This is a genomic window from Alkalilacustris brevis, from assembly GCF_003350345.1.
GTDB classification, from domain to species: Bacteria; Pseudomonadota; Alphaproteobacteria; order Rhodobacterales; family Rhodobacteraceae; genus Alkalilacustris; species Alkalilacustris brevis.
On the sequence record NZ_QNVJ01000009.1, the window covers coordinates 102,779 to 115,090 of the forward strand.

Below are 12,312 nucleotides of genomic sequence, written 5' to 3' on the forward strand. Positions count from 1 at the left end.
GGGTCAATCGGCAGATGACTGCGGCAGCAGGGCAGGGCGGTCTTGCGTGGTGCTTTCCTTCCCCGTCAGCGCGTGCTAGCAGGACGCCGCAATTCCCGGGGTGCGCGCGGGCCGGAACTGTGGCCGCGCGTGCCCCTTCTCAACAAGAGGCAACGACCCAAATGGCAACCGAACGCACGCTTTCCATCATCAAGCCCGACGCAACCGCGCGTAACCTGACCGGCCAGATCAACGCCAAATTCGAAGAGGCCGGGCTGCGCATCGTTGCGCAGAAGCGCATCCGCCTGACCAAGGATCAAGCCGGCGAGTTCTACGCCGTGCACAGTGAGCGCCCCTTCTATGACGAGCTGTGCGAATTCATGGCCTCGGCGCCTGTCGTCGTGCAGGTTCTGGAGGGCGAGAACGCCATCGCGAAAAACCGTGAAGTGATGGGCGCGACCAACCCCGCCGATGCGGCGCCGGGCACCATCCGTGCCGAATTCGCGCAATCGGTTGGCGAAAACTCGGTGCACGGCTCGGACGCGCCGGAAACCGCCGCGCAGGAGATCGCCTATTTCTTCTCGGGGCTGGAACTGGTGGGCTGAACGGGCTCAGCCGCGGCCCGGCGTCACCCGCCGGACCGGCACCACACCAAGCGCATCGAGGGCCGCTTCCAGATCGGAGCGGCCCTTTTCCTTGGCGCTCCTGCCGCCTGCGGCCTGCGCGACCAGCGCATCGAAACGCTTGCGCAGCGCGGCCTTCTCAGTGCCCTGGCAATCGTTCCACGGGCGGCCCTGCAACCCCATGACGATCACGTAATAGGCGATGAAATGCGGCCGGTGCCGCCCGCCTTGCAGCAGCCGCAGATAGGCCGCGTCTGCACCCATCTCGCGCAGCTCCTCGGCCGAGTGGATGCCGACATTGGCGAGGGCCTGTTGCATCGCCGGGCCGATATTGCGGATGCTGGAGGGTGGGGTGCTCATGGGGTCCGTGGGGGGCTGCGTCAGGCGCGTGATTCGGGCGCTGTGGAAAGATTACGCGCAGTGGCCGCAAATGCAAAAGGCGCAGCCGGTGGCTGCGCCTTCAGTTATTCCTGCGGGGCCGGGCGCGCGCGTCGGGGGCGCGGCGCGTTCAGCCCTTTTCGCCTGGTTTGGCAGCGGCGGCCTGCGGCTGCTGCGGTGCAGCCGGCTTCGCGCCGCCTTGCTGGGGCGCCGAACCCGCGGCGGGGCGGGGCTGCTGCGCGCCATTGCTGGCGGCGGCGTTGCGGTTCTGCTGGTTGCCATTGCCCGCAAGTGGGTCTTCCTGGCGCTGAACCGAACCCTCGAAATGCGCGCCCGATTCGATGGCGATAGTCTTGTGGATGATGTCGCCTTCCACCCGCGCGCTGGACGAAAGCCGCACCTTCAGCCCGCGCACGCGCCCGATGATGCGGCCGTTGATGACCACATCGTCGGCGACGATTTCGCCGCGGACGGTGGCGCCTTCGCCCACGGTCAGCAGGTGTGCGCGGATGTCGCCGTCCACATTGCCTTCCACGACGATGTCGCCGGTGGTGCGCAGGTTGCCGGTGATGCTGAGATCGGCCGAAAGGGTCGAGGCCGGCGGCTTCACCTTGGGTGTGCTTGGCGCATCACCAGGGGCGCGGCTCGGCGCGGCCTCGGTTGCAGCGCGTGCAGAGGGTTCCTCGTCCTGAACCTTCTTCGGCCCCGGATCATTGATTCTGCTCTTAGAAAACATTTCTGGCAGCCCTTATGTATGTCATCGGATTGACGGGGTTCCCGCCGATGCGCACCTCGTAGTGCAGATGCACCCCGGTGGATTGACCTGTGGTGCCCATACCACCGATCCGGTCCCCGCGCGAGACTCTTTGCCCCTCCTTCACGTCCACGCGAGACAGATGTGCATAGAGCGTTTCGATCCCGAAGGCGTGCTGGATCACCACCGCGTTGCCATAGCCGCCATACCAGCCCGCGCGCTTCACCACCCCATCCGAGGTGGCCAGGATTGGCGTGCCACTGGATCCGGCGAAATCTACGCCGCTGTGCATCGCTGTGCGGCCCGTTACCGGATTGCGCCGCTGGCCAAAGCCCGAGGTGAAGCGCACCGCGGCCCGGACCGGCTGCGCAAAGGGTGCCTTTTCAGCGGCAATGCGATAGAGGTTGATCCGGTCGAGCCCGGCGAGGATCTCGTTGACGCGGGTTTCCTCGTCGTCCTCGAAAAGCGTGCCGCGGGTCGAGATCGACACCGAGGTCAGGCGCTCTTCGGGCGGGGCGTAGCCGCGGCGCACCTGCTCAAGGATCTGCTGCGGCGGCAGCCCGGCATCGCGGAACACCTTTTCCAGCGGTTCCATCGAAACCGTGACGGCGCGTTCAAGCTGAGTGAAGATCAGGTTGTTGCGATCCTCCAGCAGCCGCTTTTCCAGGGCGACATGATCGGCCTCGCGGCGCAGTTGCATGGCGATTCCGGCGATTCCGTCGCGCTCCTGCGCGGTACGTTCAAGCGCCTCGGTGAGGAAAGCCAGCGTCGCCTCATTGTCGCGCCTGCGGTCGATGGCGGCCTCGGCGCGGGCCTCGGTGCTGGTCATCCCGGTCAGTTCGGCGCGGGCGGCATCGCGTTCGCGCATGGTGCGGCGCAGGGTGGCCTGGATCACCTCGATCCCGGTCTCCATTTCCTTGCGGCGCTCTTCCGAGGCCAGCAGGGCCGATTGCATTTCCGAGATGCGATCAAGCGCGACGTTGAACCGCTCCTGCGCGGTGCGCGCCTCTTCGGCGCGGCGGTCGCGCTCGGCGGCCACGGCGTTCAGCCGGGCCTCATACATGAATTGTTCGCGCTTGGCTTGCTCGCGCAGGGTGCCTGCGCCGATACTGTCCATCAGCAGGATGGCGGTGGCGATGATGGTCCATCCCAGCACCAGTGCTGATCCTGAAAGCCCCACCACCTGCGTGAGAGGGGAAAGCCGGATGAAACGTGTTTCCTTGTCTGACCTGATGAAAAGTCGTCGATCCGGGAAACGACGCTCAAGCGTCGCGTTCAGGTAATCCAGCAACTTCGGCAATGGCTCTGTCCCGTCTTGTGTCTGTGCCCCAGTCGATCCGCCCGTTGATCGGGCGTGATCCCACATGTCTGTGTGCTTAGCGCCACGGGGTGCCTGCCGCAAGCTTTGAGATCCCTGAAGACAGCTTGACACTGTAAAATGCCGCTTTTGAGCGAAATTCTGCCGATTCGCGTGGTTCGTGGGTGGTTTCCGCTTACAGGTTCCGGGCCGTTTCCAGGACTTCGTCGGCGTGGCCCGGCACCTTGACCTTGCGCCAGACGCGCGCGATTTGCCCGGTTTCGTCGATCAGGAAGGTGCTGCGCTCGATGCCCATATGGGTCTTGCCGTACATCTTTTTCTCGACCCACACGCCATAGCGTTCGCAGACGTCGCTTTCCGCGTCCGAGGCCAGAATCACCCCCAGCCCGTGTTTTGCGACGAACTTGTCATGTTTGGCGACGCTGTCCTTCGAGATGCCGATCACGACGCAGCCGGCCGCCTCGAACGCGGGCGCCAGCGCGGTGAAATCCTGCGCCTCGCGGGTGCATCCCGAGGTATCGTCGCGCGGATAGAAATAAAGTACGACCTTGCGCGGGCGGAGCGCCGAAAGCGTGACCTCCTTGCCGCCGTCGCGCGGGAGGGTGAAGTCGGGCGCGGGCTGACCGGTTTCTGGCATTGGGGAGTCTCCTCGTTGCTGTTCTTGCCTCCGGGATTCTAGAGCAACTCCGGAGCAGGTTGATAGGTTTTTTCGGCCAGGAGCTGTGCAAGATCAAGGCTCTGCAGGGTTTCGATTGTTTCAGCGAAAAACCGAAAACTCATAGGAACCTTCTGCCTCGCGAGAGGCCGCCCCGCAGGCAAAAGTGTCGAACTGCGTGCGCATGGGCGCCTGCCCGCGCCGCGCGCTACGGGCACAGGGCGCGGGACAACCACAACCACGCGATAACGGCGCGCGGGCGGCCCGGCACAGGCAGGTTGCCGCGAAAGCGCAGCGGCCGGACGGGGAAATCAGGAACGCCGGTTGCCTCGCACGAACAAGCCCGCGTCTTCGGCGGCGCGGCGCAGGGCGCGCGATTTGTTGACGGTCTCCTGCCATTCGGCTTCCGGGTCGGAATCAAAGACCACGCCGCCGCCCGATTGGATATAAAGTGTCTCGTCCTTGATGACGGCGGTGCGCAGGGCGATGCACATGTCCATCTCGCCATTGGCGGCGAAATAGCCCACGCCGCCACCGTAGACGCCGCGCTTTTCCGGCTCCAGCTCGTCGATGATCTCCATCGCGCGCACCTTGGGCGCGCCCGAGACCGTGCCCGCGGGCAGCCCGGCCAGCAGGGCCGAAAGCGCATCTTCGCCCTCGCGCAGCTCGCCCACCACGTTCGAGACGATGTGCATCACATGGCTGTAGCGTTCGATGATGAATTCCTCGGTCGGGCGCACGGTGCCGATCTTCGCCACGCGCCCCACGTCGTTGCGCCCGAGGTCGAGCAACATCAGGTGCTCGGCGCGCTCTTTCTCGTCGGCCAGAAGTTCGGCCTCGAGCGCGCGGTCCTCCTCGGGCGTGGCGCCGCGCGGGCGGGTGCCGGCGATCGGGCGGATCGTGACCTGGCCCTCGCGCAGCCGCACCAGAATTTCGGGGCTGGCGCCGACCACCTGGAAGCCGCCGAAATTGAAGAAGAACATGAAGGGCGACGGATTGGTGCGTCTGAGCGAGCGGTAAAGCGCGAAGGGCGGCAGCGGGAAGGGCTGCTTCCAGCGCTGGCTGGGCACCACCTGAAAGATGTCGCCCGCGCGGATATATTCCTTCGCCTTCTCCACCGCGGCGATATAGCTTGCATGGGTGAAGTTCGACACCGGCTCGGGCGCATCGGCGCTGTCGCCCAGGCTGCGGCTTTCTCCCGAAACCTGCCGGTCGAGATCGCGCAGAGCGTCCATCACCCGTTCGGCGGCCTGCGCATAGGCCGCGCGCGCTGACAGCCCCGAGCCGGCCCAGGCCGGCGCGACCACCGTCACCTCGCCCTTCACACCGTCGAGCACCGCCACCACCGAAGGGCGCATCAGCACCGCATCGGGCAGGTTCAGCGGATCGGGGTTCACATCGGGCAGGCGCTCGACCAGGCGGATCATGTCATAGCCCAGATAGCCGAACAGCCCCGCGGCGATGGCGGGCAGGTCGCCGGGCATCTCTTCGATGCGCGACTCGGCGATCAGCGCGCGCAGGGTGTCCAGCGGGTGGCCTGCAAGCGCTTCCCAGGCGTCGGGGTCGAAGCGGGCCTGCCGGTTGATCCGGCTTTTCTGCCCGTGACATTGCCAGATCAGGTCGGGCTTCATGCCGACCACCGAATAGCGGCCGCGGACTTCGCCGCCAGTCACCGATTCCAGCATGAAGCTGTCGGGCTGGGCCTCGGCCAGCTTGAGCATGAGCGACACCGGCGTGTCCAGATCGGCGGCAAGGCGGGCCGCGACGATCTGGTTCCTGCCCGCCTCCCAGCCCTTGGCGAAGTCATCGAAATCGGGGAAAAGTTCGGCCATCGGCGCGGCGCTCAGCGGAAGTTCTGATGCACGGCCTGGATCGCGGCATCGTTGAGCTGGATGCCCGCCTCTGCCTGGAGCCGCTGTGCATAATAGGTGAACAGATCCTGCGCGATTGCCTGGCGCAATTGTTCGGTGATCGCCTCGCGCAGCTGTTCGGTCTCGGGCGTGGCGGCATCCGGCGGCAGGATTTCATCGAGCCGGACCAGATAGACCTGCCCATCCGCGGTTGCCACGCGGGTTTCCCCCTCGGTGCGCAGCGCGAAGGCCTCGGCGATCAGCGGTCGGGGCAGCCCCTGGACAAAGCCGTTGCGGGTGATCGCCTCGATCTGGTCAACCGTCAGGCCGAGATCGTCAAAGCTTTCGCCGGCGGCCAGCCGGGCGGCGAGTTGCTCGGCGCGTTCGCTCAGGCGGCGGCGGATTTCGGCAGCTTCCCAGCCTTCGATCACCTGCACGACGACATCGTCGAAATCGCGCAGCCGGGCGGGCACCTCTTCATCGAGGCGCAGGGCAAAGACGCCGCCATCCTCCAGCCCCATGATCTCGGGGAAATCGCCGTCGGTCAGCGCATCGGCGGCATCGCGGAAGGCCTCGTAGCCCGCGATTCCCTCGCGGCTGTCGCCGCGGTAGTCGATCTGCCCGCTCTGCATCTCGGTTTCCCGCGCCAGGTCTTCCAGTGTGGCGCCGCCGGCAAGCAGGTCTTCGTAATCGTCATAGCGGTCGGCGATCAGCCGGCGCGCCCGGTCGCGGGCCAGATCGACGCGCAGGTCGTCGCGCACCTCTTCAAAGCCGATGGTCTGCGCGGCCAGGATGGCGTTCACCCGAAACAGCGCGGGGCCGAAGGGTGTGTCGAACGGCCCCGCGATGCCGGGGCCATCCAGCGCGAAGACCCCGTCGCGCGCGGCGGGAGTAAGATCGTCGCGCGTGACATCGCCCATATCGGCATCATCCAGCGAGAGTCCGCGCTCGGCGACGATATCGGCGAAATCGGCAGCACCGCTCTCGATCCGGGCGAGGGCGTCCTGCGCCTCGGTGGTCGTGGGAAAGATCAGCCGCTCGACCAGCCGGCGTTCGGGGCGGTCGAATTCATCGCTACGCTGCTCGTAGAGGTCGCGCAAGAGCGCCTCGTCAACCTCGACCTCGTCGTAAAGCTGCTCGGGCGTGACCCAGGCATAAGAGATGCGGCGAAAGCCGGGTTCGGTGAAATCCTGGGGGTTTTCCTCGTAATGGGCCTGAAGTTCGGCATCGGTGGGCGCGGGCACCGGGGCATCCAGCTGGCTCTGGTCCAGTTGCGCCACGCTGAAGCTGCGCTGCTCGGCGATATAGGTGGTGAGCGTCTCAGTATAGGTGGCCGGCGCCGGCACGCCCGAGGTCAGTGCCGCCTGAAGAATGCCGCGCGCGGTCTCGATGCGGATCTGATCCTCGAATTCGGATTCCGACAGCCCCTCGTTCTGCAAGGCAAAGCGATAGGCTTCGCGGTTGAAACCGTCGTCGAATCCCCGGAAAGCAGGGATCGCGAGGATCTCTTCCGCCACCACGTCATCGCCCACCGAAATGCCCAGTTTCAGGGTTTCGTTTTCCAGCGCGGCGGTGGTCACGAGGCGGGCGCGCACCGCCTGGTCAAGCCCCATCTGCTGCACTTCGCCAAAGCTGATCGCACCGCCCGCCTCGGCCTCGGCGGCGCGGATTTCCTGCTGCAGGGCGCGGAAATAGTCGTTGACGCGGATTTCACGCTCGCCAACCGACCCGATCGAGCGGACCGAGCCGCCAAAGCCGTCCACCCCGAAGCCCGCAAGCCCGATGATCAGAAGCCCCAGGATGATCCAGACGAATATGTTCGCCGTCTTGCCTTTTGCCTTGGCCATGCAGTGACGCGCCTTTCGTTCAGGGTGCCGTTTCGGCGCCCATCTCTAAGCGCTGGGCCGGGGCGGGGCAAGCGTTTGTGCCCGGGTGCGTGGGCGCGCGCGGGCGGCTGTCCGTGCCCGGCCCGCGGCTTGCGGCGCTTTCCTGCTCTGGAACTTTGCCGGGGAAATGCGCTAACCATCCCCCAACCGCCTCGATGACACCACCTTGACCGCCGAAAGCTTCAGGAAACCCGCCGATGCTCAACCCCGCCGATGCGGCTTTTGCCGAAAACCTCGCGCAGCAACTGCCCGCAGGAACCCTGCGCGCCCCCGAACAGCGCCACCTGGAAGAGCCGCGCGGGCGCTGGCAGGGCGCGGGCGGCATCCTCGCGCTGCCGCGCACAGTCGAGGAGGTGGCGATTGTCGTGCGTGCCGCGGCTCGGGCGCGCGTGGGCGTGGTGCCCTATGGCGGCGGTACCGGGCTGGTGGGCGGGCAGGTCGCGCCCGACGGCCCCGCGCCACTGATCCTGTCGCTCGAGCGGATGCGCGCAATCCGCGCCGTCTACCCGCAGGAAAACGTGCTGATCGCCGAGGCCGGCGCGGTGCTGGCCGATGTGCAGGCCGCCGCAGCGCAGGCAGGGCGGCTCTTTCCGCTGTCGCTGGGCTCGGAAGGCACGGCGCGCATCGGCGGGCTGCTGGCCACCAACGCGGGCGGCATCAACGTGCTGCGCTATGGCAACGCGCGCGAGCTGTGCCTGGGGCTCGAGGCGGTGCTGCCCGATGGCAGCATCTGGCACGGGCTCAAGCGCCTGCGCAAGGACAACACCGGCTATGATCTGCGCGGGCTTCTGGTGGGGGCCGAGGGCACCCTCGGGGTGATCACGGCGGCCAGTTTGCGGCTGTTTGCCCAGCCCGCCGCGACCGGCTCGGCGGTGATGGCGGTGGAAAGCCCCGAAGCCGCGCTTGATCTGCTGGCGCGCGCACAGGCGCGGCTGGCCGAGGGGATATCCGCCTTTGAACTGATTAGCCGCACCGGCCCCGATTTTCAGGCCGAGGTCATGCCCGAGGTCCGCCAGCCGCTTTCGCCCGCGCCCGACTGGATGGTGCTGATCGAGGTCGGCCTGCCCAAGGGGCTGAACCCCGCCGAGGCGCTGGAAGATCTGTTTGCCGAGGGGTTCGAGGCCGGGCTGGTGACCGACGGCGTGATCGCCCAGTCCGAGGCCCAGCGCGCCGAGTTCCGCCACATGCGCGAATCCATCCCCGAGGCCAACCGCCTGATCGGGGCGATCTCCAGCCATGACATTTCGGTGCCGCTGGGCGCGGTGCCCGAATTCATCCGCCGCGCCGGGCCGGCGCTTGCCGAAATCGGCGATTTCCGCATCAACTGCTTCGGCCATCTGGGCGACGGCAACCTGCATTACAATGTCTTCCCCCAGCCCGGCCGCAGCCGCGCCGATCACGAAGACCAGCGCGACGCGATCAAACGCTGCGTGCATGACCTGGTGCATGAACTGGGCGGATCGGTCAGTGCCGAGCATGGCATCGGGCGGTTCAAGGTGGCCGATCTGGAACGCTATGGCGACCCCGCGCGGCTGGCGGCGATGCGGGCGATCAAGGCCGCGCTCGACCCGACGGGCATCATGAACCCCGGCGCGGTCCTGCGCGCGCAGGGCTGAGGGCGGCGCGCGCGGTCTTCCCTCGGCGCGGTTTCGCGCGCTCTCCGATCGCGCGGGCCTGCCCTTCACTGTGAGAAAAATATCCCCGCCGGAGGCACTGGCGCGGAGCACGGGCCGAAGGCCCGCCGCGCCATCTATCCGGTCCGGCGTCCGGCTCAGCTTTCGGGGTAACGCGCCTCGCAGGTGGCCAGTTCGGCACGGACCTGCGGCAGCAACTCGGCGCGGCGTTCGGTCAGGCTGGCCAGCTTGCGGCGCTCCTCCGCGCGGTCGATCGCGACGGGGCGTTCACGCACGATGGGTTCATCGACCGAGCAGAAGGTGAAAGGCTCTTCCGGCGGGTTGTAGCAAAAGACCAGCCGCGTGCGCACATCCGGCTCGCGGATGATGGCATAGCCGCGCTCGATATTGGTGCGGGTCTCGGCGATCAGCGCGTCGATGGTGCGCAACTCTTGCGTGGCGTCACTGATGCAGCGCTCGCGCGGGGTGGCGCAGGCGGCAAGGGCCAGCGCGCAGATGCCGAGCAGCAAGGGGGTGAGGCGCATGAAATCATCTCCGCGAATGTCTCGGGCGCGATGATAGGCCGCGCCCGGCCATCTGCCAAGCACGGTGCCCGCCATCTGGTGCAGCGCGCGCAGAATTGATAGGCCTGCACCGTCCCTCGTAACCCTGCAAGAGCATCGGCACCATGAACGAGATTGAGCAGAACAAGACCCGCGCGGCCCAGTGGTTCCGCACCCTGCGTGACGAGATCGTCGCAGCTTTCGAGGCGCTGGAAGACAGCCATGCCACGGGCCCCGACGCCGACCTGCCCGCCGGGCGGTTCGAACTGCGCGAAACCCGCCGCGCGGCCCCCGATGGCGGTGACGCGGGTGGCGGGCTGATGAGCGTGATGCGCGGCGGCCGGGTATTCGAGAAGGTCGGCGTCAATGTCTCGACGGTCTACGGCCAGCTTGGCGAACGGGCGCAGCGCGCCATGGCCGCGCGCAAGGATATTCCCGGCCTCGCTGACGCCCCGCGCTTCTGGGCCTCGGGCATCAGCCTTGTGGCGCATATGCGCAATCCGCATGTGCCGGCGGTGCACATGAACACGCGCATGTTCTGGACGCCTGGCGCCTGGTGGTTCGGCGGCGGGGCCGACCTCAACCCCTGCCTGGAATACCCCGAGGACACGGCGCATTTCCATGCCGTGCTCAAGGCCCATTGCGATTCGCACGGGGCCGATCTCTACCCGCGTTTCAAGGCATGGGCGGATGAGTATTTCTTCATCCCACACCGCAAGCGCGCCCGTGGCGTGGGCGGGATCTTCTATGACGATCTCAACAGCGGCGACTGGCAGGCCGATTTCGCCTTCACGCAGGATGTGGGGCGCGCGTTTCTGCCCGCTTTCGTGCCGCTGGTGGAGAAACGTCGCGGCACCGGCTGGGGCGAGGCCGAGCGCGAGGCGCAGCTTGTCCATCGCGGGCTCTATGCCGAATACAACCTGGTCTATGACCGGGGCACCAGGTTCGGGCTGGAAACCGGCCACGACCCCGACGCCGTGCTGATGAGTCTGCCGCCGCTGGCCAAGTGGGTCTGAGCCGAAGACCCCGCGTGCAGCGCGGCACTCAGCTGCCCGCGCGGATCAGCTCGCCCCGGCTGGGCAGGAAGATGGTGAGCAGCCCCAGAATCGGCAGGAAGCTGCACATCAGATAGACCCATTCGATCCCCCGGGCATCGGCCATGAAGCCCAGGATCACCGCCGAAAGCCCGCCCAGGCCAAAGGAAAAGCCGAAGAAGATGCCGCCGATCAGCCCGACCCGGCCCGGCACCAGTTCCTGCGCGTAGACCAGCATCGCCGGAAAGGCGGCGGCCATCAGCAGCCCGATGATCAGCGACAGCACCACCGTGGCCACCAGCCCGACATGCGGCAGCGCCAGCGTGAAGGGCAGCACCCCGAGGATCGAGATCCAGATCACCGTGAGCGTGCCGAACCGGTCGCCGAACGGCCCGCCCAGCGCCACGCCCAGCGCCATGGCGCCCAGAAAGACGAACAGCAATATCTGCGACTGCTGCATCGTCACGCCGAAACGCTCCATCAGGAAGAAGGTGTAGTAGCTGGTGATGCCAGCCGTGTAGGCGGCCTTGACGAACATCAGAAAGGCCAGCACGACAATTGACAGCACCACCCGGTTGCGCGCCAGCGGCAGCGCGCGGCTGACCGGCGGGCGGGCGCGGTTGGCCACCTGCCAGCGCCCGTACCAGGCGCTGACCTGCCACAGGATCACCATGCCCAGCAGCGCCGCGAGCGAGAACCACAGCAGGCTGGGCCGGCCCAGCGGCACCACGATGAAGGCGGCCAGAAGCGGCCCCGCGGCGGTGCCGACATTGCCCCCCACCTGAAAGATCGACTGCGCCGTTCCATAGCGCCCGCCCGAGGCCAGGCGCGCGACCCGGCTTGCCTCGGGGTGGAACACCGCCGAGCCAAGCCCGATCAGGCAGGCGCCGGTCAGCAGCAGCGCGTAACTGTCGGCCGTGCCCAGCAACACCAGCCCCGCCAGCGTCGAGCCCATGCCGATGGGCAGCGAATTCGGGAAGGGGTGCTTGTCGGTCACAAGGCCGATAATTGGCTGAAACATCGAGGCCGTGACCTGAAAGGCCAGCGTCATCAGGCCGATCTGCCAGAAGCTGAGCGCGAATTCGTCCCGCAGCAGCGGGTAGATCGCCGCCAGCAGCGATTGCATCACGTCGTTGAGGAAATGGCAGATGCTGACCCCGAGAATGACCAGATAGACGGTTTTTTCGTCACGGGGCTGAACATGCGCCATAAATAACCTCCTCGCGGATGCGCCGCGGGCCTTGCTGAAATCCCAGCGGCAATGAGACGCCGGGGCGGCGGAATGTCAAGCGCGTGTCCGGCAGGCCGGAGCTATTGCATTTGGATCTGAGCACCTCGAAAGGAGGTCGAAGGCTTCTGCCTGACACGGCACCTTGCTAGACGGCTCGCCCGGCGGCACCGCCGGGCAGCGCCTGCCATTCCGGGGACTTACGCCGCCCCACCGGGACGACGGTCCCCCTCCATCCCGGCAGGCGCTTCAGACGCCTCACATCTTGTAACGTAGCAGGCTGCTGAAAAAGTGTCGCGCCAAACCGTTTCCAAACTCGGCACCGGGAAACTGTTCCACATCACGCCCGCCACAGGTTCCGCCCGGGCGACCAGCCCGGGCCGCGCCCGACCTTCCCCCCGGGAGGGCGCATTGCGACGTTGCAAATAGCA

11 protein-coding genes are annotated in these 12,312 nt (G+C 66.8%); 3 read left to right on the top strand and 8 right to left on the bottom strand.

The window, feature by feature from the left end; translation table 11 throughout:
- Positions 1-161 precede the first annotated feature (161 nt).
- Positions 162-584 carry a nucleoside-diphosphate kinase gene (gene ndk / locus DQ229_RS01320; protein ID WP_114964465.1) on the top strand — a complete coding sequence of 141 codons (423 nt, stop codon included), beginning with the start codon at positions 162-164 and terminating at the stop codon, positions 582-584.
- 6 nt (positions 585-590) lie between these two features.
- Here ndk and DQ229_RS01325 read toward each other — a convergent pair whose 3' ends face one another.
- The 6 genes from DQ229_RS01325 to DQ229_RS01350 form a co-directional block, all read right to left on the bottom strand.
- Positions 591-962: a TfoX/Sxy family DNA transformation protein gene (locus tag DQ229_RS01325; protein WP_114964466.1), complete on the bottom strand. Its 372-nt coding sequence runs from the start codon at positions 960-962 to the stop codon at positions 591-593.
- Positions 963-1,110: 148 nt separating this feature from the next.
- A complete protein-coding gene (locus DQ229_RS01330) occupies positions 1,111-1,716 on the bottom strand; it encodes a bactofilin family protein (RefSeq protein ID WP_114964467.1) in 606 nt (201 codons plus the stop codon).
- Positions 1,706-3,034, bottom strand: coding sequence for a M23 family metallopeptidase (locus DQ229_RS01335; protein WP_238380910.1), 1,329 nt, complete (start codon positions 3,032-3,034; stop codon positions 1,706-1,708). The genes DQ229_RS01330 and DQ229_RS01335 overlap by 11 nt, the downstream gene beginning before the upstream one ends.
- Positions 3,035-3,227: 193 nt before the next feature.
- On the bottom strand, positions 3,228-3,689 hold the full coding sequence (locus DQ229_RS01340) for a peroxiredoxin (RefSeq protein WP_114964469.1): 462 nt from the start codon (positions 3,687-3,689) through the stop codon (positions 3,228-3,230).
- A gap of 329 nt (positions 3,690-4,018) precedes the next feature.
- The gene (gene trpE / locus DQ229_RS01345) at positions 4,019-5,539 is read right to left on the bottom strand and encodes an anthranilate synthase component I (protein WP_114964470.1); all 1,521 of its coding nucleotides are present in this window, start codon (positions 5,537-5,539) and stop codon (positions 4,019-4,021) included.
- 11 nt (positions 5,540-5,550) lie between these two features.
- Positions 5,551-7,404, bottom strand: coding sequence for a peptidyl-prolyl cis-trans isomerase (locus DQ229_RS01350; protein ID WP_114964471.1), 1,854 nt, complete (start codon positions 7,402-7,404; stop codon positions 5,551-5,553).
- Between the two features lie 236 nt (positions 7,405-7,640).
- On the opposite strand from DQ229_RS01350, the gene DQ229_RS01355 reads away from it, so the two are divergent.
- On the top strand, positions 7,641-9,059 hold the full coding sequence (locus DQ229_RS01355; RefSeq protein ID WP_114964472.1) for an FAD-binding oxidoreductase: 1,419 nt from the start codon (positions 7,641-7,643) through the stop codon (positions 9,057-9,059).
- 155 nt (positions 9,060-9,214) lie between these two features.
- Here DQ229_RS01355 and DQ229_RS01360 read toward each other — a convergent pair whose 3' ends face one another.
- Positions 9,215-9,601, bottom strand: coding sequence for a hypothetical protein (locus DQ229_RS01360; RefSeq protein WP_114964487.1), 387 nt, complete (start codon positions 9,599-9,601; stop codon positions 9,215-9,217).
- A 143-nt stretch (positions 9,602-9,744) separates the two neighbouring features.
- Here DQ229_RS01360 and hemF point away from each other — a divergent pair, with 143 nt between their 5' ends.
- Positions 9,745-10,635, top strand: coding sequence for an oxygen-dependent coproporphyrinogen oxidase (hemF, locus tag DQ229_RS01365; RefSeq protein WP_114964473.1), 891 nt, complete (start codon positions 9,745-9,747; stop codon positions 10,633-10,635).
- A gap of 28 nt (positions 10,636-10,663) precedes the next feature.
- Here hemF and DQ229_RS01370 read toward each other — a convergent pair whose 3' ends face one another.
- Complete coding sequence (locus DQ229_RS01370; protein WP_114964474.1) at positions 10,664-11,863, bottom strand: MFS transporter; 1,200 nt, start codon at positions 11,861-11,863, stop codon at positions 10,664-10,666.
- Between the last annotated feature and the right edge of the window lie 449 nt (positions 11,864-12,312).

Bases quoted from the DNA above. Each gene is read 5' to 3' on its own strand.
- ndk (WP_114964465.1), top strand. From the start codon at position 162: ATGGCAACCGAACGCACGCTTTCCATCATCAAGCCCGACGCAACCGCG.
- DQ229_RS01325 (WP_114964466.1), bottom strand. From the start codon at position 962: ATGAGCACCCCACCCTCCAGCATCCGCAATATCGGCCCGGCGATGCAA.
- DQ229_RS01330 (WP_114964467.1), bottom strand. From the start codon at position 1,716: ATGTTTTCTAAGAGCAGAATCAATGATCCGGGGCCGAAGAAGGTTCAG.
- DQ229_RS01340 (WP_114964469.1), bottom strand. From the start codon at position 3,689: ATGCCAGAAACCGGTCAGCCCGCGCCCGACTTCACCCTCCCGCGCGAC.
- trpE (WP_114964470.1), bottom strand. From the start codon at position 5,539: ATGGCCGAACTTTTCCCCGATTTCGATGACTTCGCCAAGGGCTGGGAG.
- DQ229_RS01350 (WP_114964471.1), bottom strand. From the start codon at position 7,404: ATGGCCAAGGCAAAAGGCAAGACGGCGAACATATTCGTCTGGATCATC.
- DQ229_RS01355 (WP_114964472.1), top strand. From the start codon at position 7,641: ATGCTCAACCCCGCCGATGCGGCTTTTGCCGAAAACCTCGCGCAGCAA.
- DQ229_RS01360 (WP_114964487.1), bottom strand. From the start codon at position 9,601: ATGCGCCTCACCCCCTTGCTGCTCGGCATCTGCGCGCTGGCCCTTGCC.
- hemF (WP_114964473.1), top strand. From the start codon at position 9,745: ATGAACGAGATTGAGCAGAACAAGACCCGCGCGGCCCAGTGGTTCCGC.
- DQ229_RS01370 (WP_114964474.1), bottom strand. From the start codon at position 11,863: ATGGCGCATGTTCAGCCCCGTGACGAAAAAACCGTCTATCTGGTCATT.